This is a genomic window from Bradyrhizobium sp. CB2312 (genome assembly GCF_029714425.1).
GTDB lineage: Bacteria > Pseudomonadota > Alphaproteobacteria > Rhizobiales > Xanthobacteraceae > Bradyrhizobium.
The window spans coordinates 348855-369742 of the sequence record NZ_CP121668.1 but is presented as its reverse complement, the minus strand read 5'-3'; the positions used below and the strand labels follow the sequence as shown (position 1 = coordinate 369742).

The window sequence follows — 20888 nt, the reverse complement described above, 5'->3', positions numbered from 1 at the left end:
GCGCCCCGGGACGACAGCGGAGATTGACGCTAAATCTCCACCACCTGCCCCGGCTTCATCGCGACGAACCGCTCCTGCGGAATCTTCGCGACGTCCAGTGCTTCCACTAGCGCTTTCGCCGGCGCGTCGATCGCTTCGTCCGTCAGCTGGAACGTGCCGTGATGATGCCCGAGCGCGGCCTCGGCGCCGCAATCGGCCAGCGCCTTCACTGCGTCTTCCGGGTTCATGTGCTGGTCGCGCATGAACCAGCGCGGCTCGTAGGCGCCGATCGGCAGGATCGCGAGGCGTAGCGTCCCGTGCTTCTCCGCGACGCGACGGAAATGCCCGCCATCGCCATAGCCGGAATCGCAGACGACATAGATTTTCCCTGCCGGCGTCTCCAAGACAAAGCTCGCCCACAGCGCCTTGTTACGATCGAACACGCCGCGCGCGGTCCAGTGCCGCGTCGGCACCAGATGCACCGCAACGCCTTCGCCGAGCTCGACGCGATCGTGCCAGTCGAACGCTTCCACCTTGATGGTGGGATCGGAGCTCCGCATCGTCACGTCGTTGCCGAGCGGGGTGACCACGCGCGGGGCGAAATTCTTGGCGAGCCGCGACAGCGTCGCGATGTCGAGATGGTCGTAGTGCCCGTGCGAGACCAGCACGGCGTCGATCTTCGGCAGGTTCTCGAAGGCGATGCCGGGATCGTTGTGACGCTTCGGCCCCGCCCAGGCGACCGGCGAGACCCGCATCGACCAGACGGGGTCAACCAGGATGTTGAGCCCGCCGGCCTGGATCAGCCAGCTGGCATGGCCGATGAAGGAGAGCCGCACCTTGTCGCCATCGACCCGCGCGGGCGGGATGTCGGCATGGGGGCTGGGGACCCAGTCCGGCCAGGTCTCGCGCTTGCGGCCGCCGCCGAACTGCCAGCGCAGGACCTCGCCAAGCGATCTTGGCGACGCCCCGTTGGGATCGAAGAAGTGCAAGCCGTCGTAATGATCGGAGACGGGACCGTCATAGGTTTTCATGCGGGACATCCAAAAGGACGGAACACCGACGAGGGCGCCGGCCCCGGCCAGCACTCCGAACAGGCGGCGGCGGGTGATGCGCACGGGCGGCTTCAGTGATGATAGCGGAGGGAAGTCATGACCGGCTATATGGGCGGGGCCGGCGAAAAAGGAACCCGTCGCCGGAAATGGCCATATTTCAAGGCCTTATTTCAGGACCTGGCCTCGGCAAAGGCGCCCCGGCACCCTAACTTTCCTTGACTTTTGGGCGGGAGCGGCGTTTAACCCCGCCACTTTCTCGGAAAGGCTTTCTTTTCGACCCGCCGACCGGCCCTGGTGGCCGGAGGTCAACGCCCGACAGCGCTGTGCGCCCTCGGGCGTAAAGGTGTTTGGAAGATCGCTTGCCAAGGAAGTGGTCATCCCCCGCGCAGGCGGGGGATCCAGTATTCCAGAAGCGGCTCGGCGAGAACCGAGGTGTCGCGGCGTACTGGATGCCCCGGTCAAGCCGGGGCATGACAGCGGAAAATAACGGCGCGCCCCTCACCAGGGGACAGCAACAGGACAACGGCATTGTTCGACAATCTGTCGGAACGGCTTGGTGGCATTCTCGATCGTCTGACGGGGCGCGGTGCGCTGACCGAAAAGGACGTCGACGCCGCGATGCGCGAGGTGCGCCGCGCGCTGCTGGAGGCCGACGTCGCGCTCGAAGTGGTGCGCAGCTTCACCGAGCGCGTCCGCGAGCAGGCGATCGGCGCCACCGTCGTCAAGTCGGTCACGCCCGGCCAGATGGTGGTCAAGATCGTCCATGACGAGCTGGTCAACACGCTCGGCGCGGAAGGCCAGACCATCGACGTCAATTCCGTGCCGCCGGTGCCGATCATGATGGTCGGCCTGCAAGGCTCCGGTAAGACCACCACCACCGCGAAGCTCGCCCGCCGCCTGGTCCAGCGCGACAAGCGCAAGGTGCTGATGGCCTCGCTCGACGTCTATCGCCCGGCGGCGATGGAGCAGCTGGCCGTGCTCGGCCGCGACCTCGACATCCCGACCCTCCCGATCGTGGCGGGCCAGCAGCCGCCGCAAATCGCAAAACGCGCGCTGGAGGCCGGCAAGCTCGGCGGCTACGACATCGTGCTGCTCGACACCGCCGGCCGCACCACGCTCGACGAAGAGATGATGGCGGAAGCAGCCGCGATCAAAGCGGCTGCGAATCCGCATGAAGTGCTGCTGGTTGCGGACTCGCTCACCGGCCAGGACGCGGTGAACCTCGCGCGCGCGTTCGATCAGCGCGTCGGCCTCACCGGCATCGTGCTGACCCGCGTCGACGGCGACGGCCGCGGCGGCGCCGCGCTGTCGATGCGCGCCGTCACCGGCAAGCCGATCAAGCTGATCGGCACCGGTGAAAAGACCGACGCGCTGGAGGACTTCCATCCCGATCGTATTGCGGGGCGCATCCTCGGCATGGGCGACGTGGTCTCGCTGGTCGAGAAGGCCGCGGCGAACATCGACGCCGAGAAGGCCGCGCGCACCGCCGAGCGCATGCGCAAGGGTCAGTTCGACCTCAACGACATGCGTGAGCAATTGCTGCAGATGTCCAACATGGGCGGCATCAGCGGGCTGATGGGCATGATGCCCGGCATCTCCAAGATGAAGAACCAGATCGCGGCCGCCGGCATCGACGACAAGATTTTGAAGCGCCAGGTCGCGATCATCGATTCCATGACGCGCGACGAGCGCCGCCATCCCGACCTGCTCAAGGCCAGCCGCAAGAAGCGCATCGCCGCCGGCAGTGGCCAGAGCGTCGAGCACGTCAACAAGCTCCTGAAGATGCACCGGAACATGGCCGACGTGATGAAGGCCATGGGCTCGGGCAAGCGCGGCCCGCTCGCCGGCATCGCGCAGGCGATGGGATTTGGCGGCGGCATGAAGATGCCCTCGCCCGAAGAGATGAAGGCGCTGCAGGAGAAGATGCAGAGCGGCGGCGGACAGGGTCTGCCGAATTTGCCGAAGGATCTGCCGCCCGGTCTTCGCGGCGGCCTGCCCAACCTTCCCGGACTGACCGGGCTGAGCGGCAAGCCGACGCTGCCGGGCCTCGGCGGTTTCCCGGGCAAGAAGAAATGAGGAATTCGTCGCACGGGATCGCAAGCATCTCGCGTGACGCGGAATACCAATCAACCGAACAAAACGTACTTTGAAGGAGAACTGAATGTCCGTCGTTATCCGCCTCGCCCGCGCAGGCACCAAGAAGCGTCCCGTCTATCACGTCGTCGTCGCCGATTCGCGTTTTCCCCGCGACGGCCGCTTCATCGAGCGTCTCGGCTATTTCAATCCGCTGCTGCCGAAGGACAACGAGACCCGCCTGAAGCTCGACATGGAGAAGGTGAAGTCCTGGCTCGCCAAGGGCGCGCAGCCGTCGGACCGCGTGATGCGTTTCCTCGATGCCGCCGGCGTCAAGAAGCGCGAAGCGCGCAACAACCCCGAGAAGGCCGTGCCGCGCAAGGAGCGCAAGGCGCAGGCCGAAGCCGCCGCGAAGGCCTAAGGCCAGATCATGTCGGCGCTGGTCTGCGTCGCGCGGATCGGCGCCGCGCATGGTGTGCGCGGTGCGGTCAAACTATGGACCTTCACCGAAGATCCGTTTGCCGTGCGCCGCTACGGTCCGCTTCTCGCCAAGGACGGCAAGCGCCAGTTCGAGGTCGCAACGGCGCGCGAGGCGAAAGACCATCTGGTCGCGACGTTCAAGGGCGTCACGACCCGCGATGAAGCCGAGCGGCTCAACGGCATCGAGCTCTACGTTGCGCGCGCGAAACTGCCCGCGACGGACGAGGACGAATATTACCACACCGATCTGATCGGGCTCGCCGCCGTCACCACCGACGGCGACGCGCTCGGCCGCGTGCTCGCGATCCATAATTTCGGCGCCGGCGACATCATCGAGATCGCGCCGCTCAAGGGGCCGACGATGCTGCTGCCGTTCTCGAATGCCGTGGTGCCGGAGGTCGACCTCAAAGGCGGCCGCGTCGTGATCGCGCTGCCGCAGGAGGTCGAGGGCGAGGACGAAGGTAACGATCCCTCCGCGAGTCGTCCCCGCGAAAGCGGGGACCCATAACCACAGGCCGTGGTTTTGGCTAAGCTGATGGCCCCGATCATCGCAAAACGAAGTGCGGTGGTTATGGGTCCCGGGCTCGCGCTTCGCGCGCCCCGGGACGACGAGAGTTGAGAGACCATGACAACCCCCTCACCCTGGCGCGCGACGGTGCTGACGCTGTTTCCGGAGATGTTTCCGGGGCCGCTCGGCGTGAGCCTGGCCGGCCGGGCGCTGGCTGGCGGGCTGTGGGAGATCGAGGCGCGGGACATAAGGGCCTCTGCGACCGACCGCCATCGCAGCGTCGATGACACGCCGGCCGGCGGCGGGCCGGGCATGGTGCTGCGGGCGGATGTTCTGGCGGCGGCGATCGATGCCGTCGAGATCGCTCCGGATCGGCCGCGCCTGCTGATGAGCCCGCGCGGTCGGCCACTGACCCAGGGCCGCGTGAAAGAGCTCGCGCGGGGCCCCGGCCCGCTGATCGTCTGCGGCCGGTTCGAGGGGATCGACCAGCGGGTGATTGACGGGCGGGGCTTGGAGGAGGTCTCGATCGGCGATTACGTGCTCTCAGGGGGCGAAATCGCGGCTTTAGCCCTGATCGATGCCTGCGTCCGGCTGCTGCCGGGCGTGATGGGCAAGGAAGCCTCGGGAACCGAGGAAAGCTTCTCGGACGGCCTGCTCGAATACCCCCAATATACCCGGCCGCAGCTGTTCGAGGGGGTTCCGATCCCCGACATCCTCACCTCCGGCGACCACGCCAAGGTCGCTGGCTGGCGGCGGGCGCAGTCAGAGGCCCTGACAGAGGCCCGGCGGCCGGATTTATGGGCCCAAATCCCGCCCAAGCCCCCGAATCGGCCCCGTCGCCAAAAAACGCCAAAAAACAAGACAGACGGGTGACAAACGCTCCGGCTTGCCTTATAGGAGCGGCCAAATCCGCAATAGCTGGATAGACGAATTTCGCGCAGCCCCCGATCTGCGGCTGGGCGCGCCGATGGAGATTACCCCATGAACCTGATCCAACAGCTTGAAAAAGAGCAGTTCGAGAAGCTCTCCGCCACCAAGGAGATCCCGGAATTTGCCCCCGGCGACACCGTGATCGTCAACGTGAAGGTCGTCGAAGGCGACCGCACCCGCGTGCAGGCCTATGAAGGCGTCTGCATCGGCCGTTCCGGCGGTGGCCTCAACGAGAGCTTCACCGTCCGCAAGATCTCCTACGGCGAGGGCGTCGAGCGCGTATTCCCGCTGCTCTCCCCGATGATCGACTCGATCAAGGTGGTGCGCCGCGGCAAGGTGCGTCGCGCCAAGCTCTATTACCTCCGCAACCTCCGCGGCAAGTCGGCCCGCATCGTCGAGAAGCAGGACCGTCAGGCCGCCGTCGGCGAGTAAGCTTTCGCCACCAGGCAAGCTTTTCAAAAGCGCGGGGCTCGGCTCCGCGCTTTTTTGTTGCGTCAGCCGTGCGCGTCAAAGCCCTCGCGCTTCCAAATCGGCCTGCTATATATTCCTAGAATGTTTCCAGATCTGACCAGCTTCGTAAGCCCCCAACGCATCGTCATCGACGATCGCTCGCGGCTGCCTGGCCGGTTCTTCGGACGCTTCGCGACCTCGGCAACGTCAGAGCTTACGCGCGCAGCCTAAAAGCTGCGCTGACGATTTGGTTGCCCGCGCGCTCGCCGCGCTCATCGCTTACACACATTCCTTCGGAGCTTAAGCTCATGTCCAAGCCGACCACTCTGTACGACAAGATCTGGAGCGACCATCTGGTGCACGAAGCCGACGACGGCACCTGCCTGCTCTATATCGACCGCCACCTGGTGCACGAGGTGACCTCGCCGCAGGCGTTCGAAGGCCTGCGCGCCACGGGGCGCAAGGTCCACGCGCCCGAGAAGACGCTCGCGGTCGTCGATCACAACGTGCCGACCACTGACCGCACCAAGCCCAATCCCGATCCTGAAAGCATCGAGCAGATCAAGGCGCTCGCCGAGAACGCCAAGGAATTCGGCATCGAATATTACAACGAGTTCGACAAGCGCCAGGGCATCGTCCACGTCATCGGCCCCGAGCAGGGCTTTACTCTGCCCGGCACCACCATCGTCTGCGGTGACAGCCACACCTCGACGCATGGCGCGTTCGGCGCGCTCGCGCACGGCATCGGCACCTCGGAGGTCGAGCACGTGCTGGCGACGCAGACACTGATCCAGAAGAAGGCCAAGAACATGCGCGTCACCGTCGACGGCAAATTGCCCAACGGCGTGACCGGCAAGGATATTATCTTGGCCATCATCGGCGAGATCGGCACCGCGGGCGGCACCGGCTATGTGCTGGAATACGCCGGCGATGCGATCCGTTCGCTGTCGATGGAAGGCCGCATGACGGTCTGCAACATGTCGATCGAAGGCGGCGCCCGCGCCGGCCTCGTTGCGCCCGACCAGAAGGCCTACGATTTCCTGCGCGACCGGCCGAAGTCGCCGAAGGGCGCGGCCTGGGACGCGGCGATGCGCTATTGGGAGGGCTTGCGCTCCGACGAAGGCGCGCATTTCGACCACGAGCTGCGCCTCGATGCGGCAAAACTGCCGCCGATCGTGACCTGGGGCACCAGCCCTGAGGACGTGATCTCGGTGACCGGCATCGTGCCCGATCCCGACAAGATCGCGGATGAGGCCAAGCGTCTCTCCAAGCACCGCGCCTTGAAGTACATGGGCCTGACCGCCGGCACCAAGATCACCGACATCAAGCTCGACCGCGTCTTCATCGGCTCCTGCACCAATGGCCGCATCGAGGACCTGCGCGCCGCCGCCAAGATCGCGGAAGGCAAGACCGTTTCGGCCAACGTCAACGCCATGGTGGTGCCGGGCTCCGGCATCGTGAAGGAGCAGGCGGAGGCTGAGGGTCTCGACAAGATCTTCATCAAGGCCGGCTTCGAATGGCGCGAGCCCGGTTGCTCGATGTGCCTTGCGATGAACCCGGACAAGCTGAAGCCGGAAGAGCGCTGCGCCTCGACCTCGAACCGCAACTTTGAAGGCCGCCAGGGCTTCAAGGGCCGTACCCATCTGGTGTCGCCGGCGATGGCCGCCGCAGCGGCGATCGCGGGTCACTTCGTCGACGTCAGGGACTGGCGCTAAGCCATCCCTGCAATTTGAGCTAACCCGGCAAACCGCCGTTAATCGGCAGCGCCGACAGTGTCCTCGCGACGATCTCGCGAGGACACTTCTGATGGCCAACAAGCCTGAATATGTCGATCTGATCAGCGAGGCGACGCGCCAGCACCGCCGGCGCGCCACGCCGTTGCGCATCGTCGCCAAGCCGGAGGTCGAGGAGACCTCGAAGCTCAGCCGCTGGCCGCCGGCGATGTTTCGGCAGTGGAAGGTCGAGAATTTGATGCGCTGGAAGGCTTCGTCGTGGAAGCTGAAGGACTGGCTCTAGCGAGTTTCTCCGTCATGGCCGGGCTTGTCCCGGCCATCCACGTTCTTAGGCGTGCATAGAAAGATCGTGGATGCCCGGGACAAGCCCGGGCATGACGACTCCGATCACATCACCAATAGCGATACGGATAGTGCCAGCGATGCCAGCGGCAGATGCGGCGCGGGCCGTAATAGGTCCAGATGATCCGGCAGCGGCGCGGATAGTGGTAGTAGGGATAGTAGCCGCCGTAATAATAGCGCCGGTGGAAGTGGCGATAGCCGTAATGCGGGCGATAGATGCCGTAGCGATGAAAGCCGCCGTAGCGGTGGAATCCGCCGTAGCGATAGCCACCGCCGTGAAACGCCGGCGCGGCGCGGAAGCCGCCACCATGGAAACCGCCACCATGGAAGCCACCGCCGCGAAAGCCGCCGAAATGTCCGCCGCCACCGTGGAAGCCGCCACCGCCGTGAAAACCTCCGCCGTGGGAGCCACCGCCATGTCCGCCACCACCGCCGTGGCGAACCTGCGTGACGAGGTCGTCGGTCGCAGCTTTCGTCGCGGGTGACGTCGCCGGATTGATCAAGGTCAGCGCTTCAGCACGTCGCGCAGTGCCGGTCGACAGCATCAACGTCGCAGCCGCCGCGATCCCGAGCAAGCGCATCGGGCTTGCCCTGAGACCCAAACTCCTCAGCATGGACTTCTCCCTGAAACTGAACAGCGGAGTTGCGACGCTCGTGACCGGCCCGAGTCATCCCTGTTCATTTGCAGTCGCTCCCAAGATTAAGTTAGGGACAGCGACGTGAACGCCCCGTGAATGAACGACGTTGCTGGCAACGCGCTGCGACGCAGGGCCGCGAGGTGAGGATTCGAGATGACTGTCTATGCGATTGCGCAATTGAAGATGACGGACCGCGCAGCCTACGAACGCTATCAGGCGCGGTTCTTCGACGTGTTCAGGAAGTACAACGGACGCCTGCTCGCCGCCGATGAACATCCGCGCGTGCTCGAAGGCACATGGCCGCACGACAAGCTCGTCATGATGTCGTTTCCCGACGAAGCTGCGTTTCTCGCCTTCTCGAATTCACCCGAGTACGAAGACATCTCGCGCGATCGCAAGGCGGGCGCACAGGCGACGGTGCTGCTGGTCAAGGGATTTGCGCCGTCCGGTTAGCGGATCACCAGAACGGCCCGTAGCCGAGCACGAAGGGAGCAGGCACGGCGTAGGGATAGGGACGGTAGTAAACCGGCCGCGCGTAATAGCGAGGATCACGGCGCACGGCAGGCCTCACAATCTCACGGGTTCGCGCGTGTCGCGCATTGAAAACCGCGATCCCCGCCGAGGCCTCGGGGATCGTCACCCTATGTGCTGCGGGCGCACGGGGCAGGCCGGTGGCAAGCGCGACGGCAACGGAGGCTAGTGCAATCCATCTCGCCATGACCACCCTCACGAGGCCTCCGCGCTGCCCGTTGAACCGGCCCGTCAGCCCCGCCGCCAGTAGCAGCTCATATGCGGCGTGATCACGGTGCCGCTGGGCCTGTGCTCCTGCACATAGGCAACGTTGCATTCACGGACCGCATCGGGACCGGGGTTGTAGCGCGGATAGACGCCGTCGGGGCTGTAATAGGGCGTGACGCGCAAGCGCGCCGGAGGCCGCCTGCGCGGCGGGGGGACGTCGTCGGGCGAGGCCGCCTGGGCCAGCCGGATCTCGGGGCCGGCCGTCTGCGCCTGGACCTGGCTTTGAGCGCCGTCAAAAATAGTCGAAAACAACCCCATGCACAGTAGAACCGGTATCGCTGTTCCCGCCCGCATCATACCACCACCGACCTCTGCCAACCCCTTGAAGCGCCGTACGCTCCTCGTTTTCGCGCGCGGCGTCAACGCCCCACCTATAAAGCCGGATGCATCGCCGCGGAACCCGCGCTAAGAGAAGCGCATGTGGACGGAATTGAAAGCGCCCTCGCTGGCCGAGATGGAAGCGATGGCTCATGACGTATTCGAGCGCCTGCCGGCGGAGTTTCTTAAGCTCTGCGAGGGCGTGATTCTTCGCGTCGACGACTTCCCGACCGACGAGGTCCTCGACGAGATGGAATGCGAGAGCGAGTTCGACCTGCTCGGCCTGTTCCAGGGCGTCGGCCTGCCGCAGCAGAGTTTTGGCGATGTCGCGCGGCTGCCCAACATGGTCTGGCTCTACCGCCGGCCGATCCTGGATTACTGGGCCGAGCACGACGAAAGCCTCGGCCACATCGTCCGCCACGTCCTGATCCACGAGATCGGCCACCATTTCGGCCTCTCGGACGACGATATGGCGGCAATTGAGGCCAAAGCAGACTAGATCTGCCGAAATCGGCCTAGGATTTTGGCCCCGATCGCGATAAATACCGGTTCCCCCAGAACCACCCGGGAAAGCGCAACCATGGACAAGTTCACCACGCTGGAAGGCGTCGCGGCGCCGCTGAAGATCATCAATGTCGACACCGACATGATCATTCCGAAGCAGTACCTGAAGACCATCAAGCGCACCGGCCTTGGCAAGGGGCTCTTCTCGGAGCAGCGCTACAAGGACGACGGCAGCGAGAACCCGGATTTCGTCCTCAACCAGCCCGCCTATCGCAACACGAAGGTGCTGGTCGCCGGCGACAATTTCGGCTGCGGCTCGAGCCGCGAGCACGCGCCCTGGGCGCTGCTCGACTTCGGCATCCGCTGCGTGATCTCGACCTCGTTCGGCGACATCTTCTACAACAACTGCTTCAAGAACGGCATTCTGCCGATCCGCGTCTCGCAGGAAGACCTCGACAAGCTGTTCGACGACGCCGAGCGCGGCGCCAACGCGACGCTGACGATCGACCTGCCGAACCAGGAGATCCGCGGTCCGGACGGCGGCAAGGTCAAGTTCGAGATCGACCCGTTCCGCAAGCACTGCCTGATCAACGGCCTCGACGACATCGGTCTCACCATGGAGAAGAAGGCCTCGATCGACAGCTACGAGGACAAGCTCAAGCGCGAACGCGCCTGGGCCTGAGATCGACATCCCATTCGAGCCCCGGCGCCTGACGCGCCGGGGCTTTTTCTTTGCCCTCGATATCGCCTATAGCTTTTCCCTGATGCTACCCGACATCGTCACCTTCTGGCACGGCCCGATGGATGCGCTGCGCCAGACCTGTCTGCGCTCGCAGCTGGCCGCTGGGCACAAGGTCACGCTCTACAGCTTCGACCCCATTCCCGGCCTGCCCGCGGGCGTTGCGAACGCCGATGCCGAGGCGGTGCTGCCGCACGCGTTCTCCGAACGCCTGCGGCCGCCGCAGCCGGACGGCAGCTGGCGCGACTGGACCACGCTCCAGTTCAGCGACTTCTTCCGCATGAAGCTGATGGCGATGGGCCTCGGGCTCTGGCTCGATGCCGACGTGGTGCTGCTGAGGCCTGTCGAGATCGATCCGGCAAAGCCCTACTTCGCCTGGGAGCGATCGCGCCGGCTCGGCAACTCCGTGCTCTATCTGCCGCGCGGACACCAGATCGTTCGCGCCTTCGAGGCGCTGATGGAGCAGGAGGAGCTCACGCCGGAATGGCTCTCGCTCAGCCATCGCCTGAGCTTTGCGATGCGACGGCTGAGCGGCGGCTCGCAGCGCCTGTCCGACCTGCGCATCGCCATCTACGGGCCGCCGGCACTCACCATCCTCGCCAAGCGTTCGGGCGATCTTCAAAAGGCGTTGCCGAAGAAATCGTTCTACGCGGTGCATTCCGAGCCAAAACTGTTCTTCGAGCCGTCGAGCTATCTCGGCATCGTCACCGACCCCGACGTGATCGGCCTGCACATCTCGGGCAAGGGACGCAGCAAGCAGCCGGCGGTACCCGGCAGCCTCTATGCATGGGCGGCGGAGCGGTTCGCGTAGCTCTTCTGCGCTCGGACCCATCGTCGGTCGTCATGCCCGGGCTTGTCCCGGGCATCCACGTTCTTCTTGCGCAAAGCGTGGATGGCCGGGACATAGGCGAGCGAAGCGACGCCGTCCTTCGGACGGCTATGCCCGGCCATGACGATGTGGAGGGTTCGCGGCCTTACATTCGATCGCGTTGCCGCGTCGGGGAGACGAGTCGAATTTGATCCAGCGCAACGCGCCCCTGCATCATTGTGCGTAGTCTCGCTCCAGTTCCACGATCCCTATGGAGCCTCGCATGAGCACCGCAAGCAGGCCGTATCCCATCGTCCAGGACCTCATCGAGTCCTTTGCCGCCTGGCTGAAGCATCGCCGCGAGATGAACGAGATGCGACGGCTCGACCGCGGAGATTTCGACCGGATCGCGAGCGATCTCAGGATTGCCCCGGACGACCTCGAAGAGCTGGTCCGTCACGGCAAGCATGCCGCCGACGAGCTGCCGAAGATGCTGGAGCAACTCGGCATCAGCGCGGAGGGGCTCGGACGCGCACAGCCGCTGCTGCTGCGCGACATGGAACGGGTCTGCTCGCTCTGCGATCACAAGGGCGAGTGCGACCGCGACCTCACTGAGGGCACCGCCGCGGAAAACTATCACGGCTATTGCGGCAATGCCTCGACACTGGAATCGCTCGAACGCGCCGACGTCGCGCCGCACTGACGCGTTTACGCGATCCAGCCTGGCGCGTGAGGCAATGCCTCGCTCTGTGCCGTATCGTGATTGATCCAGATTTCGGCGTTCTCGACGCGAAGCAGCTCGGCGACTCTGGCCATGGACGCGACCGTTACCTGCTGGTCCGCATTGAAGGACGGCACGCGCATGTGCCGGAGGTTTTCCCAATTGTGCGCGACGTCGCCGCTCAGCAGCACGGCGCCGCGCCGCGGCAGCCTCACCATCAGCGAGCAATGCCCGAGAGTGTGGCCGGGCGTGAAGATCATCCGCACGGCGCCGTCGCCAAATATGTCGTGGTCACCATCGACGATCTGGTAAGGCCGCTCCTTCAGCGCCTCGTAGTGCTGCAGCGAATAGCCGAATTCTTCAGGCTCGTTTCCGAACATGGCCTCGAACTCGGCCCGCTGGGCGATCCATCTCGCATTCTCGAACAGATCGACATTTCCGATGTGATCGAAATGCGCGTGGGAAAGGAGGATCGTACTGACATCGCGGGGCCGCACCCCGATTTCATCCAATTGGTCCGCGATGGGACGACGCACGATGCCGCGTATGCCATGGGCAATGATGCGTCCTTCCGGATGCTTCGCCAGCTTATCCTCTATGCCCGTATCCCAGATCAGCCATTCGCCGCGATGGCTGATGAGGTAGGCATTGCAGCTCAACGTCATGGGGACGCCGACGTTGATACCCGGAGAATAGATCGAGCCGTCTGCGACCTCTGCAATGCCTCCGTCGAGGATGTAGATCCTGTCAATCGTCGCCATTGGGGAACTCTTCAAGCCGCCGATTCGACGCGGCGCTTCGTCTCGCGCATGTCGCGCCCGGGCGGTATGCCGAACACTTTCTGACGCAGGCCTTGCTGCCATTGCTCGCCGACAACGGCCGGATCATCAACTTCTCCAGCGGGCTGACGCGCGTATCCTTCCCCGGCTTCTCAGCCTATGCTGCCGCGAAGGGCGCCATCGAGGTTCTGACGGTCTATATGGCCAGAGAGTTCGGCGGACGCGGCATCACCGCAAACGTCGTCGCCCCGGGTGCGATCGAAACCGATTTTCTCGGCGGCGCAGTCCGGGACATGTCGGATTTGAACCAGCAGTTCGCCCAAATGACCGCGCTCGGCCGCGTCGGCCTGCCCGACGACATCGGACCGATGGTTGCAAGTCTCCTCGGTCCCGACAACCGCTGGGTCACGGCACAGCGCATCGAGGTGTCCGGGGGCCAGACGATCTGAGCGAGGCGGTGCTAGGGATTCGCGATCGGGTCAAGAACCCGGCGCGGTCCAGATCAAACGCCTAAAGCGCGATGAGATTGGGACGAATCGTCATCGCGCTTTAGGTTGTTGTTTGAGCATGATCTTTTCGGAAAACCGCTGCACACTTTCCGGATCATGCTCTAGAAGCCGACCTTCTCGTTCACATAGAACGTGTTGAGGATGGTGACGCGATCCCGGTCGGTCTGGATCGGCGGGCGGCCGTGCCAGCTCATCCTGGTCAGCGTGTGATAGGCCTTCAGGACCACGAAGGCGTAGCCGACATTGGGCAGAAACGGGATCGTCTTCACCGGCTCCAGGCAATACGAGCCGACATGCAGCAGTCCCTTGAGCGAGGCCTTGTAGAGCGTCGTCCCCAAAGCCTCCTGGCTGGCGTCGGCGGGGCAATAGAGCTGCATCGTCACGACCTTCTTGCGCGTGTCCGGATGCGGCTTGATCTGATAGCCGTCCCTGTCCACGTAGACGACCGGCTTTGCCACCAAGGTCAGATCGTCGGCGCCGGCCACCTTGTCGCCACGGGCGCGAATCTCGAGCCCGTCATGCAGCCGCTTGCGGATCGCCTCCTCGACGCTCTTCGACGTCAGCATGGCCGACACCGCAGCCCATGCCGGCCGCAGCGACGGCTCGATCTTGTCGACGTTCTCGCCGTAGAGGCGCAGCGCCATGCGCGTTCCGGTCCCGGTGATCGGATCGTAGCCCTGAGTGGGCACGCTCCGGATCAGGTCACGGTAGAAGTCCTCCGGAAAGAACTCGCGGAAGACGATGTGCGGAAACGGAGCCGCGGAATGATCGGCGGCCTCGATGCTGCGCACCGCGTGTGCCGTGAGTTCGTCAACCAGGTTGGCAGGAGCCGCGACTTCCGCAAGCGCCGTCATGGGGACACCTCGTCCAAGGTTGGGCCAAATATGTTCAACTGTTGCTGGAGTTACCTTGCGACGTGGGCCTTGCGCAAGTCAACGGCGGCGGCCGCGACGCTTATTCGCGCGGTCGTGATCGAAAGCAGCGCCGCAGCATCAGCCAAATCAATGGATTAGCTGAGTTCCCAGCCGCAAATTCCCCCTGTCGTCGCGCAGGACGAAGCGCTCAGGGCAATCTCAGCCCTTGCTCATCGCAGCGATCGCGTCCGCGATCTCGATCGTGCGGCGCGCCATGTCGGCGTGCAGACGCTCGACCATCGCACCGTCGAGGCGGATCGCGCCGCGCGAGACGTTTTCCGGCAGCTCGAACGCCGCGATGATCTTTCGCGCACGCGCGACTTCCTCCTCGGGCGGCGTGAAGATCACGTTGCAGGCTTCGATCTGCGAGGGATGGATCAGCGTCTTGCCGTCGAAGCCGAGATCGCGGCCCTGCGCGCATTCGGTGGCAAAGCCGTCGGAATTGGCGATGTCGCTATAGGGACCGTCGAGGATCTCGAGGCCGTGAGCGCGCGTCGCCAGGATGCAGTGCGAGATCATCGGGATCATCGCGGCGCGGCCCGGCAGCATGCGGATGCGCGTCTCGCGCGAGATGTCGTTCGGGCCGAACACGAAGCCTGACAGCCGCGTCTTCGGATCGCGCCCGGCCGCGGCGAGCTCCTCGGCATGCAGCACCGCGCGCGCGGTCTCGATCATGGCCCAGACCTTGACGGTCGGCGCGGCGCCAAGCTCGGCCAGCTTGCGGCCGATCGTGTCGAGGTCCTCGACGCTGGAGACCTTTGGAACCAGGATGCCGTCCGGCGAGGCCTTGGCTGCCATCGCGACGTCGTCGGCCCACCACGGCGTGTCGAGGCCGTTGGTCCGGATCAGGATCTCGCGCTTGCCGAACCCCTTGGCCGCGATCGCGGCGGCGATGCCGTCCCGCGCCACCGCCTTGGCGTCAGGCGCGACGGAATCTTCGAGATCGAGGATCAAACCGTCGGCGGCGAGATTCCTCGCCTTCTCCAGCGCACGGGGGTTGGATCCGGGCATGAACAGATGGCTGCGGCGCGGGCGGGTCATGCTGACGTTCCTTCCGGTTTCCTCGTGTCCATTCTGCCCCGAGCCGATAGCACTTGGCCTGCCTATTCGAAAGGCTTGTTCGTTCCCCGGCTCTATGGTTAGGCATAGGTCATGATCACATTCCCGAAGCATTTGCTGGAAGGCTACAAGGCCTTCGCCACCCAGCGGCTGCCGACCGAGCAGAGCCGCTATCGCGAGCTGTCGGTGAAGGGACAGTTCCCGGAAGTGATGGTGATCGGCTGCTGCGACAGCCGCGTCTCGCCCGAGGTGATCTTCGACGTCGGCCCCGGCGAATTGTTCGTGGTCCGCAACATCGCCAACCTGGTGCCGGTGTACCAGCCCGACGGCAACGCGCATGGCGTCTCGGCGGCGCTGGAATACGCGGTGACGGTGCTGAAGGTGAAGCACATCGTGGTGCTCGGCCACGCGCAATGCGGCGGCATCCGCGCCTTCGTCGACAAGATCGAGCCACTCACGCCCGGCGACTTCATCGGCAAATGGATGCAGATGTTCATCAAGCCGGGTGAGGTGGTGGAGCAGCGCGACCACGAGACCATGGCGCAGTTCGTCGAGCGCATCGAGAAGGCCGCGGTGTTCCGCAGCCTGGAAAACCTGACGACATTCCCGTTCGTGCAGAAGGCCGTCGAGGGCGGCCAGATGCAGCTGCACGGGGCCTATTTCGGCGTCGCCGAGGGCACGCTGTTCGTGCTGGACAAGGCGGCGAAGGAATTCAAGAGCGCACGGAGCGCGGTGTAGGGCTTCCGCGGCTTGGCTTGAATTCGTAGGGTGGGCAAAGGCGCAAAGCGCCGTGCCCACCATCTTTTCCGATTAAAACGCAGGTCGTGGGCACGCTTCGCTTTGCCCACCCTACGAGACCGGTACGGAGCTTACGCCGCCTTCTTCTTCGCGCTGATCAGCTTGCGGTTGATCAGGACTTCCGCGATCTGGATCGCGTTGAGGGCTGCGCCCTTGCGCAAGTTGTCGGACACGCACCAGAGCACCAGGCCGTTCTCCACCGTCGCGTCCTCGCGGATGCGGCTGATATAGGTCGCGTCCTCGCCGGCCGCTTCATACGGCGTGGCGTAGCCGCCGGGCTCCTGCTTGTCGATGACGAGGCAGCCGGGCGCCTTGCGCAGGATCTCGCGCGCTTCATCGGCGGTGATCGGATTCTCGAACTCGATGTTGACGGCCTCGGAGTGGCCGACGAACACGGGCACGCGCACGCAGGTCGCGGAGAGCTTGATCTTGGGATCAAGGATCTTCTTGGTCTCCGCCATCATCTTCCACTCTTCCTTGGTGTAGCCGTCCTCCATGAAGACGTCGATGTGGGGGATGACGTTGAAGGCGATGCGCTTGGGGAATTTCTTCGCGACCAGCTCGTCATTGGTGTAGACGGCCTTGGTCTGCGAGAACAATTCGTCCATCGCGTCCTTGCCGGCGCCCGACACCGATTGATAGGTCGAGACCACGACGCGCTTGATCGTCGCCTTGTCGTGCAGCGGCTTGAGCGCGACCACGAGCTGCGCGGTCGAGCAGTTCGGGTTGGCGATGATGTTCTTCTTCTTGAAGCCTTCGGTCGCAGCCGCGTTAACTTCGGGCACGATCAGCGGCACGTCGGGGTCCATGCGCCAAGCCGAGGAGTTGTCGATCACGACCGCGCCGGCGGCGCCGATCTGCGGCGACCATTCCTTCGACACCGAGCCGCCCGCCGACATCAAGCAGATGTCGACGTCGGAGAAGTCGTAGTGCTCGAGCGCTTTGACCTTCAGGGTATGATCGCCATAGGAGACCTCGACGCCGACGCTGCGGCGTGACGCCAGGGCCACGACCTCGTCCGCAGGGAATTTGCGCTCATCGAGGATGTTGAGCATTTCCCGTCCGACATTGCCGGTCGCGCCGACGACTGCGACTTTGTAACCCATCGTTCACTCTCCGATGAAAAAGCCCGTTCCCGAAGCTGACGCTTAAACAGGAAGAGCAGCGCTTCTATGCGAGAACCGGCCCCAAGACAACGTTGGACCATGCCTGAAGGCCGTGGATGCAATCGCCTGAGGCCAGGACGGCCGAAACTCCTACCCAGCTCTATCTGGCGCTTGCAGCCTTCGCCGACGAGGTCGTCGGCACGCTGGCGCGCCTGTTCGCCTATGTGGGGGCGCTCGCCCTGTTTGCCATCCTGGCGCTGGCGGCCCTCAACCAGCTGCCCGACATGCGGGACGATGAGCCGGCCACAAGGCCCGGCTGGACCGTGGCCGACCGCTCGCATCCGGCCTTCGCTGTGAGCCGGCTTGATTCATCAGATAAAACAGCCTCTTACACCATCCTCAGGCATCCCGAAGGCGGCCGCAGGGATGTGATGCGCTGGGCCGGCGAGGCGGACAAGCCCATAGCCGAGCTCGAGATTTACCGGGAAGGCGGCGAATTCGACGTGGCCCGTCCGGCGGCAGCGGACCTCGCCATCCAGATGGGCCTGGGTTCGGCCACCCCGCTCGAGCAGGCCGGACTGATCGACACCAAATTCGGCCCCGTGGCCCTGTTCCGGCCGGTCGGCACGGACAAGGCGGCGCCGTCCTGCCTCGGCTACCTCAAGCGCAACGAGGAGCCGGCGCTGCAGATCTCCGGCTTCTCCTGCCAGGGCGACACGCTGCCCGCCCGGCGCGCGGCGGTCGCCTGCCTGCTGAACCGGCTGACGCTGCTCGCTTCGGGCAACGAGCCGAAACTGGCGGAATTCTTCGCCCATGCCGAGCTGAAGCGCCGCGCCTGCGAGGGCGCTGCTGCCTCCGACTGGCTGCTGGGCGCGGCCAACGCGCAATTGCGCGGGGCGCTTTGATCGGCATCAAGCTCAAGTGGCTGGTATTGATGCAACTTTTTGCCGGCGCGCACGATTATTCCCACCCGGTGTGACCCAATAGACCTAGTTGCAACCACCCCGGCCGGGCTAGTATGGGGCGAAATCGACTGGCGGCCTGCCGCCTGAAGGGGACGTGATGAGCTCGACATTTTCTGCGGCAACCAAATTGGCGACCTGGCTAGCGGCGGGCGCCGTCATTGCCGCGGCCTTCGCGACGCCGGCTGCGGCCGACACCAAGACCAAGCGCTATGACGAGCGCGGCCGGGTCTATTACGGCCCGAGCGGCCCCAACTCGGTCTACCAGCAGGGTCGCACCCGCATCTATGTGAGCAAGCGCTCCTGGCTCGACGGCGGCACCGAGGTCAATCCGGGCGACCGCAAGTTCATGGATTACGCTTTCCCGCCGGAGATCGGCTATCCAACCTTCGCACGCGAGAACAACAACCGTCCGATCGATCGCCAGCCGCTCTCGACGCCGGCCGACGTCGGCGGCTATCCGCGGAATTTCCCGCTGTACTGAGGCGGCGCGGCGACCGAATCAAAAGGCCGGGCTTCACGCCCGGCCTTTTTGATTTTGCGAGGTGTCATAGGGCACACTTGCCTCTACATCGTCATTGCGAGCGCAGCGAAGCAATCCAGAATCTCTCTGCGGAACGATTCTGGATTGCTTCGTCGCTTCGCTCCTCGCAATGACAGCTGAGGCTACGCGTTGGCAGCCGGGTCATAGCGTCGGCAAAATTCCTCGATCGCCTCGGAGCGGAAATCGCCGAGGCGCTCGAAGATGAGCTCGTCCGGCCAATCCCACCAGGCGATACGGCGCAGGCTCGCCGCGACGGAATCGGGAAAGCGCTTGCGGATGGGGCGCGCGGGAACGCCGCCGACGATCGTGTAGGGCGCGACATCGCGGCTGACGACCGCGCCCGCCGCGATCACCGCGCCGTCGCCGACCGTGACACCCGGCAGCAGAATCGCGGCGTGGCCGATCCAGACGTCATTGCCGACGATGACGCGGTCGCCGCGGCGATCAGCGAAGAAGCCGCGGTCACGCGTCGCGCTCGCCTCGTAATATTCGGGGACATAGGTGAAGCGATGCTGGGACGCGCGGCCCATCGGATGATTGGGCGCACCGATCCGCACCGAATTGGCGATCGCGGTGAATTTGCCGATGGCAGCGTCAGCGACGTCGCAGGACTCGCCGAGATAGGAGTAATCGCCGAGCGAGGCATATTCGATGCGGGTGTTGGCGAGGATCTCGCAGCGGCGCCCGATCTGCGCTTCGCGCTGGCGCACTGTTTCATGGATGACGGTTTCTGCGATCTTGGGGCGGGGTGAGGCATCCATGAGTGGCTCCGGAAGCAGGTGCCCTAGGGTGGGCAAAGGCGCAGCGCGCCGTGCCCACCATCTCTCTCTAATCGCAATCGATTGGTGGGCACGCTTCGCTTTGCCCACCCTACGAGTGCGGTGCTTGCCGTCAGGCGTGCAGCTTCTGCAATTCCTTCAAAATCGCCTCGCCCATCTGCGTGGTGGAAGCAGCCGTCGTGCCTTCCGACTTGATGTCGGCGGTGCGCAAGCCACTCGCGAGCACGGCGGCGATGGCGGCGTCGACCTTGTCGGCAAGATCGCCCATGTCGAAGGAATAGCGCAGCGCCATGCCGAACGACGAGATCATCGCGATGGGATTGGCGAGGCCCTTGCCGGCGATGTCGGGCGCCGAGCCGTGCACCGGCTCGTACAGCGCCTTGCGCTTCTTGCTCTTGACGTCGACCTCGCCGAGCGAAGCCGAGGGCAACATGCCGAGCGAGCCGGTCAGCATCGCCGCGATATCGGACAGCATGTCGCCGAACAGATTGTCGGTAACGATGACGTCGAACTGCTTCGGCCACTTCACCAGCATCATGCCGCCGGAATCGGCGAGCTGGTGCTCGAGCGTGACATCAGGGTATTCGCGCTTGTGGACCTGAGTCATGACCTCGTTCCAGAGCACGCCCGACTTCATGACGTTGCGCTTCTCCATCGACGTCACCTTGTTCTTGCGCTTCCTGGCAAGCTCGAAGGCAACGCGGCCGATGCGCTCGATCTCATAGGTGTCGTAGACCTGGGTATCGACGGCGCGCTTCTGGCCATTGCCGAGATCGGTGATGGTCTTGGGCTCGCCGAAATAGACGCCGCCGGTGAGCTCGCGCACGATGACGATGTCGAGGCCCTCGACCGCCTCGCGCTTCAGGCTGGAGGCGTCGGCCAGCGCCGGGTAGCACACCGCGGGGCGGAGGTTGGCGAACAGGGCCAGATCCTTGCGCAGGCGCAAGAGGCCGGCTTCGGGACGCACCTCGTAGGGAACCGCGTCCCACTTGGGACCACCGACCGCGCCGAAGATGATGGCGTCGGCGGCCAGCGCCTTGGCCATGTCGCCCTCGGAGATCGACACCTTGTGGGCGTCATAGGCCGAGCCGCCGACGAGGCCGGTGTCGGTCTCGAATTTGGCGATCCCGGCCGAATTGAGCCAATCGATCAGCCGCTTCACCTCGCCCATCACCTCGGGGCCGATACCGTCGCCGGGGAGCAGCAGCAATTTGTGGGTCGCCATGGTCGTTCTTCCTCCGTTTCGTCATGGCCGGGCTTGTCCCGGCCATCCACGTCCTTGCTTTCGCTGCGAAGAACGTGGATGCCCGGCACAAGGCCGGGCATGACGGCGCCTCGTGAATTTCGGCCGGAGTGCTAGAGCGG

General features: G+C 64.6%; 24 protein-coding genes and 1 pseudogene. 16 read left to right on the top strand and 9 right to left on the bottom strand.

The window, feature by feature from the left end:
- Positions 1–29: 29 nt before the first annotated feature.
- Complete coding sequence (locus tag QA642_RS01800; RefSeq protein WP_283083118.1) at positions 30–1094, bottom strand: MBL fold metallo-hydrolase; 1065 nt, start codon at positions 1092–1094, stop codon at positions 30–32.
- A 465-nt stretch (positions 1095–1559) separates the two neighbouring features.
- On the opposite strand from QA642_RS01800, the gene ffh reads away from it, so the two are divergent.
- The 7 genes from ffh to QA642_RS01765 all read left to right on the top strand — a co-directional run bounded on the left by ffh (position 1560) and on the right by QA642_RS01765 (position 7488).
- Positions 1560–3107 (top strand): signal recognition particle protein, encoded by a 1548-nt coding sequence (gene ffh / locus QA642_RS01795; protein ID WP_283083117.1) that lies wholly within the window; start codon positions 1560–1562, stop codon positions 3105–3107.
- Between the two features lie 85 nt (positions 3108–3192).
- A complete protein-coding gene (gene rpsP / locus QA642_RS01790; protein ID WP_027561838.1) occupies positions 3193–3525 on the top strand; it encodes a 30S ribosomal protein S16 in 333 nt (110 codons plus the stop codon).
- A 9-nt stretch (positions 3526–3534) separates the two neighbouring features.
- The gene (gene rimM / locus QA642_RS01785) at positions 3535–4092 is read left to right on the top strand and encodes a ribosome maturation factor RimM (RefSeq protein WP_283083116.1); all 558 of its coding nucleotides are present in this window, start codon (positions 3535–3537) and stop codon (positions 4090–4092) included.
- 117 nt (positions 4093–4209) lie between these two features.
- Positions 4210–4965 (top strand): tRNA (guanosine(37)-N1)-methyltransferase TrmD, encoded by a 756-nt coding sequence (gene trmD / locus QA642_RS01780; RefSeq protein ID WP_283083115.1) that lies wholly within the window; start codon positions 4210–4212, stop codon positions 4963–4965.
- A 108-nt stretch (positions 4966–5073) separates the two neighbouring features.
- A complete protein-coding gene (gene rplS / locus QA642_RS01775; protein ID WP_018643929.1) occupies positions 5074–5454 on the top strand; it encodes a 50S ribosomal protein L19 in 381 nt (126 codons plus the stop codon).
- Positions 5455–5780: 326 nt separating this feature from the next.
- Positions 5781–7187: a 3-isopropylmalate dehydratase large subunit gene (leuC, locus tag QA642_RS01770; RefSeq protein WP_283083114.1), complete on the top strand. Its 1407-nt coding sequence runs from the start codon at positions 5781–5783 to the stop codon at positions 7185–7187.
- Positions 7188–7278: 91 nt separating this feature from the next.
- Positions 7279–7488 carry a hypothetical protein gene (locus QA642_RS01765; RefSeq protein ID WP_283083113.1) on the top strand — a complete coding sequence of 70 codons (210 nt, stop codon included), beginning with the start codon at positions 7279–7281 and terminating at the stop codon, positions 7486–7488.
- A 109-nt stretch (positions 7489–7597) separates the two neighbouring features.
- Here the strand turns inward: QA642_RS01765 and QA642_RS01760 are convergent, their stop codons facing one another.
- Positions 7598–8161 (bottom strand): hypothetical protein, encoded by a 564-nt coding sequence (locus QA642_RS01760; RefSeq protein ID WP_283083112.1) that lies wholly within the window; start codon positions 8159–8161, stop codon positions 7598–7600.
- A 177-nt stretch (positions 8162–8338) separates the two neighbouring features.
- Here QA642_RS01760 and QA642_RS01755 point away from each other — a divergent pair, with 177 nt between their 5' ends.
- On the top strand, positions 8339–8638 hold the full coding sequence (locus tag QA642_RS01755) for a DUF1330 domain-containing protein (RefSeq protein ID WP_283083111.1): 300 nt from the start codon (positions 8339–8341) through the stop codon (positions 8636–8638).
- 309 nt (positions 8639–8947) lie between these two features.
- Here the strand turns inward: QA642_RS01755 and QA642_RS01745 are convergent, their stop codons facing one another.
- The gene (locus QA642_RS01745) at positions 8948–9241 is read right to left on the bottom strand and encodes a hypothetical protein (RefSeq protein ID WP_283083109.1); all 294 of its coding nucleotides are present in this window, start codon (positions 9239–9241) and stop codon (positions 8948–8950) included.
- A 160-nt stretch (positions 9242–9401) separates the two neighbouring features.
- On the opposite strand from QA642_RS01745, the gene QA642_RS01740 reads away from it, so the two are divergent.
- From QA642_RS01740 to QA642_RS01725, 4 genes are all read left to right on the top strand, one after another.
- Positions 9402–9800 (top strand): metallopeptidase family protein, encoded by a 399-nt coding sequence (locus QA642_RS01740; protein WP_283083108.1) that lies wholly within the window; start codon positions 9402–9404, stop codon positions 9798–9800.
- Positions 9801–9881: 81 nt separating this feature from the next.
- A complete protein-coding gene (gene leuD, locus QA642_RS01735; protein ID WP_283022723.1) occupies positions 9882–10487 on the top strand; it encodes a 3-isopropylmalate dehydratase small subunit in 606 nt (201 codons plus the stop codon).
- 82 nt (positions 10488–10569) lie between these two features.
- Positions 10570–11355 (top strand): hypothetical protein, encoded by a 786-nt coding sequence (locus QA642_RS01730; protein ID WP_283083107.1) that lies wholly within the window; start codon positions 10570–10572, stop codon positions 11353–11355.
- A 280-nt stretch (positions 11356–11635) separates the two neighbouring features.
- Entirely contained in the window at positions 11636–12055 is a 420-nt protein-coding gene (locus tag QA642_RS01725; RefSeq protein WP_283083106.1) for a hypothetical protein, read from the top strand.
- A gap of 5 nt (positions 12056–12060) precedes the next feature.
- Here QA642_RS01725 and QA642_RS01720 read toward each other — a convergent pair whose 3' ends face one another.
- Positions 12061–12834 carry an N-acyl homoserine lactonase family protein gene (locus tag QA642_RS01720; RefSeq protein WP_283083105.1) on the bottom strand — a complete coding sequence of 258 codons (774 nt, stop codon included), beginning with the start codon at positions 12832–12834 and terminating at the stop codon, positions 12061–12063.
- 77 nt (positions 12835–12911) lie between these two features.
- Between QA642_RS01720 and QA642_RS01715 the strand changes: the two are divergent.
- Positions 12912–13301, top strand: a pseudogene (locus QA642_RS01715) (SDR family oxidoreductase); the annotation flags it as partial.
- Positions 13302–13462: 161 nt separating this feature from the next.
- Here QA642_RS01715 and QA642_RS01710 read toward each other — a convergent pair.
- Both QA642_RS01710 and QA642_RS01705 read right to left on the bottom strand, forming a co-directional pair.
- Positions 13463–14215 (bottom strand): hypothetical protein, encoded by a 753-nt coding sequence (locus QA642_RS01710; RefSeq protein ID WP_283083104.1) that lies wholly within the window; start codon positions 14213–14215, stop codon positions 13463–13465.
- A gap of 219 nt (positions 14216–14434) precedes the next feature.
- Entirely contained in the window at positions 14435–15316 is an 882-nt protein-coding gene (locus QA642_RS01705) for a CoA ester lyase (RefSeq protein ID WP_283083103.1), read from the bottom strand.
- A 111-nt stretch (positions 15317–15427) separates the two neighbouring features.
- Between QA642_RS01705 and QA642_RS01700 the strand changes: the two genes are divergently transcribed.
- Positions 15428–16072, top strand: a complete 645-nt coding sequence (locus QA642_RS01700; RefSeq protein WP_283083102.1) for a carbonic anhydrase — start codon at positions 15428–15430, stop codon at positions 16070–16072.
- Between the two features lie 131 nt (positions 16073–16203).
- Here the strand turns inward: QA642_RS01700 and QA642_RS01695 are convergent, their stop codons facing one another.
- Positions 16204–17238 carry an aspartate-semialdehyde dehydrogenase gene (locus QA642_RS01695; RefSeq protein WP_283083101.1) on the bottom strand — a complete coding sequence of 345 codons (1035 nt, stop codon included), beginning with the start codon at positions 17236–17238 and terminating at the stop codon, positions 16204–16206.
- 116 nt (positions 17239–17354) lie between these two features.
- On the opposite strand from QA642_RS01695, the gene QA642_RS01690 reads away from it, so the two are divergent.
- Entirely contained in the window at positions 17355–18143 is a 789-nt protein-coding gene (locus QA642_RS01690; protein WP_283083100.1) for a hypothetical protein, read from the top strand.
- Positions 18144–18300: 157 nt separating this feature from the next.
- Positions 18301–18684, top strand: a complete 384-nt coding sequence (locus tag QA642_RS01685; protein WP_283083099.1) for a hypothetical protein — start codon at positions 18301–18303, stop codon at positions 18682–18684.
- Positions 18685–18866: 182 nt separating this feature from the next.
- Here QA642_RS01685 and QA642_RS01680 read toward each other — a convergent pair whose 3' ends face one another.
- Both QA642_RS01680 and leuB read right to left on the bottom strand, forming a co-directional pair.
- Entirely contained in the window at positions 18867–19505 is a 639-nt protein-coding gene (locus tag QA642_RS01680; RefSeq protein ID WP_283083098.1) for a DapH/DapD/GlmU-related protein, read from the bottom strand.
- A gap of 130 nt (positions 19506–19635) precedes the next feature.
- The gene (leuB, locus tag QA642_RS01675) at positions 19636–20748 is read right to left on the bottom strand and encodes a 3-isopropylmalate dehydrogenase (RefSeq protein ID WP_283083097.1); all 1113 of its coding nucleotides are present in this window, start codon (positions 20746–20748) and stop codon (positions 19636–19638) included.
- Positions 20749–20888 lie beyond the last annotated feature (140 nt).

Bases quoted from the DNA above. Each gene is read 5' to 3' on its own strand.
- QA642_RS01700 (WP_283083102.1), top strand. From the start codon at position 15,428: ATGATCACATTCCCGAAGCATTTGCTGGAAGGCTACAAGGCCTTCGCC.
- QA642_RS01730 (WP_283083107.1), top strand. From the start codon at position 10,570: ATGCTACCCGACATCGTCACCTTCTGGCACGGCCCGATGGATGCGCTG.
- QA642_RS01685 (WP_283083099.1), top strand. From the start codon at position 18,301: ATGAGCTCGACATTTTCTGCGGCAACCAAATTGGCGACCTGGCTAGCG.
- QA642_RS01705 (WP_283083103.1), bottom strand. From the start codon at position 15,316: ATGACCCGCCCGCGCCGCAGCCATCTGTTCATGCCCGGATCCAACCCC.
- QA642_RS01755 (WP_283083111.1), top strand. From the start codon at position 8,339: ATGACTGTCTATGCGATTGCGCAATTGAAGATGACGGACCGCGCAGCC.
- QA642_RS01690 (WP_283083100.1), top strand. From the start codon at position 17,355: ATGCAATCGCCTGAGGCCAGGACGGCCGAAACTCCTACCCAGCTCTAT.
- QA642_RS01745 (WP_283083109.1), bottom strand. From the start codon at position 9,241: ATGGGGTTGTTTTCGACTATTTTTGACGGCGCTCAAAGCCAGGTCCAG.
- trmD (WP_283083115.1), top strand. From the start codon at position 4,210: ATGACAACCCCCTCACCCTGGCGCGCGACGGTGCTGACGCTGTTTCCG.
- QA642_RS01710 (WP_283083104.1), bottom strand. From the start codon at position 14,215: ATGACGGCGCTTGCGGAAGTCGCGGCTCCTGCCAACCTGGTTGACGAA.
- leuC (WP_283083114.1), top strand. From the start codon at position 5,781: ATGTCCAAGCCGACCACTCTGTACGACAAGATCTGGAGCGACCATCTG.
- QA642_RS01695 (WP_283083101.1), bottom strand. From the start codon at position 17,238: ATGGGTTACAAAGTCGCAGTCGTCGGCGCGACCGGCAATGTCGGACGG.
- leuD (WP_283022723.1), top strand. From the start codon at position 9,882: ATGGACAAGTTCACCACGCTGGAAGGCGTCGCGGCGCCGCTGAAGATC.
- rplS (WP_018643929.1), top strand. From the start codon at position 5,074: ATGAACCTGATCCAACAGCTTGAAAAAGAGCAGTTCGAGAAGCTCTCC.
- QA642_RS01740 (WP_283083108.1), top strand. From the start codon at position 9,402: ATGTGGACGGAATTGAAAGCGCCCTCGCTGGCCGAGATGGAAGCGATG.
- leuB (WP_283083097.1), bottom strand. From the start codon at position 20,748: ATGGCGACCCACAAATTGCTGCTGCTCCCCGGCGACGGTATCGGCCCC.
- QA642_RS01760 (WP_283083112.1), bottom strand. From the start codon at position 8,161: ATGCTGAGGAGTTTGGGTCTCAGGGCAAGCCCGATGCGCTTGCTCGGG.
- QA642_RS01765 (WP_283083113.1), top strand. From the start codon at position 7,279: ATGGCCAACAAGCCTGAATATGTCGATCTGATCAGCGAGGCGACGCGC.
- QA642_RS01720 (WP_283083105.1), bottom strand. From the start codon at position 12,834: ATGGCGACGATTGACAGGATCTACATCCTCGACGGAGGCATTGCAGAG.
- rpsP (WP_027561838.1), top strand. From the start codon at position 3,193: ATGTCCGTCGTTATCCGCCTCGCCCGCGCAGGCACCAAGAAGCGTCCC.
- QA642_RS01725 (WP_283083106.1), top strand. From the start codon at position 11,636: ATGAGCACCGCAAGCAGGCCGTATCCCATCGTCCAGGACCTCATCGAG.
- rimM (WP_283083116.1), top strand. From the start codon at position 3,535: ATGTCGGCGCTGGTCTGCGTCGCGCGGATCGGCGCCGCGCATGGTGTG.
- QA642_RS01680 (WP_283083098.1), bottom strand. From the start codon at position 19,505: ATGGATGCCTCACCCCGCCCCAAGATCGCAGAAACCGTCATCCATGAA.